The sequence below is a fragment of the Microvirga sp. P4_G7 genome, from assembly GCF_056401005.1.
This window is the reverse complement of the sequence record NZ_JBFUKD010000401.1, coordinates 1-3489: the sequence shown is the minus strand read 5'-3', so window position 1 is coordinate 3489 and position 3489 is coordinate 1. Positions and strand designations below refer to the sequence as shown.

Annotated in this window: 3 protein-coding genes; 1 reads left to right on the top strand and 2 read right to left on the bottom strand. The window is 63.8% G+C overall.

What is annotated here, in order from left to right:
• Positions 1–710: ACP S-malonyltransferase (locus tag AC1DT3_RS15350; protein WP_477466111.1), on the bottom strand; the 710-nt coding region annotated here is incomplete at its 3' end.
• 104 nt (positions 711–814) lie between these two features.
• Positions 815–2485, bottom strand: coding sequence for a dihydroxy-acid dehydratase (gene ilvD / locus AC1DT3_RS15345; protein ID WP_477466110.1), 1671 nt, complete (start codon positions 2483–2485; stop codon positions 815–817).
• Between the two features lie 124 nt (positions 2486–2609).
• On the opposite strand from ilvD, the gene AC1DT3_RS15340 reads away from it, so the two are divergent.
• Positions 2610–3489: LysR family transcriptional regulator (locus tag AC1DT3_RS15340; RefSeq protein WP_477466109.1), on the top strand; the 880-nt coding region annotated here is incomplete at its 3' end.

Below are 3489 nucleotides of genomic sequence, written 5' to 3'. Positions count from 1 at the left end.
GCCTCGACATTGGCGACGACGGGAACGACGGGCGCGTTCACTGTCACCGCGGCGAGAGCCTCGCTCATGGCGTCGGCCGCGGGCGCCATGAGCGCGCAATGGAAGGGAGCGGAGACGGGCAGCATCACGGCCCGCTTGGCGCCCTTGGTCTGGGCGATGGCGATCGCCCGTTCGACGGCTGCCTTGTGACCGGACACGACGACCTGTCCGCCGCCATTATCGTTCGCGGCATCGCAGACCTCGCCCTGAGCGGCTTCCCGGGCCACTTCGAGGGCCACGTCGTATTCGAGCCCGAGAAGTGCCGCCATGGCGCCCTGCCCCACTGCGACCGCGCTTTGCATGGCGTTGCCGCGGATCCGCAGAAGGCGGGCGGTATCCCCGATCGACAGAGTGCCGGCGGCGGCAAGGGCCGAATACTCGCCGAGCGAATGCCCCGCGAGGAAGGCTGTATGCCGCTTGAGATCGAGCCCGGCCTCAGCCTCCAGCACGCGGATGGCGGCCAGACTGACTGCCATCAGGGCCGGCTGGGTGTTGGCCGTGAGCGTCAGCTCTTCGGCCGGTCCTTCCCAGATGATCGTCGACAGCTTTTGCGACAGGGCGTTGTCGACCTCGTCGAAGACGGCCTTGGCTTGCGGGAACGAATCCGCGAGCGCCTTGCCCATCCCGATCGACTGGCTTCCCTGTCCGGGGAAGATGAATGCCCGCTTCATGACCGATGCCCTCGCATGCGAATTCCGGGGCGGGACTCGCACCGTGGGCCAACGGAGTCAAGCGCCAGGGGCCGCCTCTGCACGGTCATCTCGTGCACGGTCATCTAGCCCGTGACGGCCCCCTCGCTCGCGGACTTCGCCAATTGAGCGAACTTCGCCAGGACGCCCCGGGTGTAGCGCGGGGCGGGCTGGCGCCACGCCGCGCGCCGCCGCGCAATCTCCGCCTCATCGACGTCGAGTTGAAGCAACTGCTTGTGAGCGTCGATCGTGATCAGATCACCTTCCTGGACGAGCGCAATGGTCCCGCCCTCAAACGCCTCGGGGGTCACATGGCCGACCACCATCCCCCAGGTGCCGCCTGAAAACCGCCCATCGGTGATAAGACCGACGCTTTCGCCGAGCCCCCGCCCGATGATCGCCGAGGTCGGTGCGAGCATTTCGGGCATGCCTGGGCCTCCCTTTGGTCCGAGATACCGCAGCACGACCACGTCGCCCGGCTTGATCTTGTCCGACAGGATCGCATCCATCGCCGAGGCTTCGTCGTCGAACACCCGCGCCGGACCCTGGATCACGGGGTTCTTCAGCCCGGTGATTTTGGCCACCGCACCCTCTGTCGCGAGATTCCCGCGCAGGACGGCGAGATGCCCCTCGCGGTAGAGGGCCTTGTCGATCGCACGGATCACGGTCTGGTCGGACGACGGAGCGTCAGGCACGTGGGCCAGTTCCTCTTCCAAGGTTCGCCCTGTGATGGTGAGGCAGTCTCCGTGGATCAGGCCGGCATTGAGAAGGATTTTCAGCACCTGGGGAATACCACCGGCTCGGTGCAGGTCGACCGCCATGTATTGGCCGGACGGCCGCAAATCGCAGATGACTGGGACTTTACGGCGGATGCGCTCGAAATCGTCGAGTGTCCATTCCACTTCGGCCGCGTGGGCGATGGCGAGATAATGCAGGACGCCGTTGGTGGAGCCGCCGATCGCCATGATGAGGGCAACGGCGTTCTCGATTGATTTGCGGGTGATGATGTCCCGCGCTTTGATCCCGCTCCGAACCGCGTCGAGCAGGACCGCTGCGGATTGCGCCGTGCTGTCGACCTTTTCCGGATCGGGATTGGCCATCGTCGAGGAATAGAGCAGCGACATGCCGAGGGCCTCGAACGAGGAACTCATCGTGTTGGCGGTGTACATGCCGCCGCACGAGCCGGTCGAAGGACAGGCATTGCGCTCGATCCCCTCGAAATCCTCTTCGCTCATCTTGCCGGCCATATACGAGCCGACGGCCTCGAACGAGGAGACGATCGAGAGATCCTTGCCCTTCCAGCGGCCTGGTTTGATCGTGCCGCCATAGACATAGATGCCGGGGACGTTGGCGCGGGCGAGCGCCATCATTCCACCAGGCATGTTCTTGTCGCAGCCGCCGATCACGAGAACGCCGTCCATCCACTGACCCTGCACGCAGGTTTCGATGCAATCGGCGATCACTTCGCGGGAGATAAGGGAATATTTCATGCCCTCGGTACCCATCGCCATGCCGTCGGAAATCGTCGGCGTGCCGAAGATCTGCGGATTGCCGCCGGCCGCCTTCACGGCCGCCACGGCCGCATCGGCGAGCGGTTGGAGACCGGCATTGCAGGGCGTGATGGTCGAATGACCGTTGGCAATGCCGATCATCGGCTTGTCGAAATCGGCCTTTTGGTACCCGAGCGCATAGTACATCGCCCGGTTTGGCGAGCGCGCGACACCCTGCGTGATGTGCTTCGATCTCTCGTTCGACATGGCATCGTCCCTGAAGCGACCGGGCCACGGTGCGGACCCTTCTCCGGCTATCTTATGACGTTGGCCAGCAAAGCGAGAAATATATTATTCTGGCACTTTTAATATGTTCAACATATTAGACAGCATGGATTTGAGACAACTTCGCTATTTCGTCACGGTTGCCGACGAGCTGCATTTTGGGCGAGCCGCCGCGCGGCTCGGCATGACTCAACCGCCACTCAGTCAGGCCATCATGGCCCTCGAGCAGGACGTCGGCGTGAGCCTGTTCGTCCGCACCAAACGAAGCGTCGCCCTGACCTCGGTGGGCCGACAATGGTTGGAGCACGTGCGCAAATTGCTCGACGCGGCCGCCGCTCTCCCCGGCATCGCCCGTCAATTGTCTCAGGGTGAGATCGGAGCGCTTACGCTCGCCTTCGTCAGCACCGCCGATTACAGCGTGCTCCCGGCCCTCGTGAGCCGATACGCAGGTCTCTTTCCCGACGTCGAAGTATCTTTGCGAGAGGCAACAAGCGACCTCCAGATAGAGGCATTGCTCGACGGCGAAATCCATGCGGGCCTGATCATCCAACCGCCGCACGCCTCGTTGCCGGCATCCCTCGACTATCTTCCTCTCCTACAGGAACCGTTGGTCGCTGCCGTGCCGGAATCCTGGATCGCCTCTGGTCGGCTCGATGGCACCCATGGCCGATTGTCTCTGCGAGAGGTTCGCGACGAGCCGGTCATCCTATTCCCGCGGCGCAGCGCGCCCGCCTTTCATGACATCGTCACGGGATATTATGCCGCGAACGGCATACACCCGCGGACCGGGCAGGAGGCGATCCAAATGCAGACGATCATCAGTCTCGTTTCGGTCGGCATGGGGATTGCCCTGGTTCCGGGCTCCCTCCAGAACCTGGGTCGCGCGGGGGTTCGCTATCTCCCCCTCGACGGCGAGGCTCCGATGATCGAAACAGGTTTGGTCTGGCGCCGCGACGACCCCTCACCAACCTTGAAGGGTTTCGTGG

Bases quoted from the DNA above. Each gene is read 5' to 3' on its own strand.
- ilvD (WP_477466110.1), bottom strand. From the start codon at position 2,485: ATGTCGAACGAGAGATCGAAGCACATCACGCAGGGTGTCGCGCGCTCG.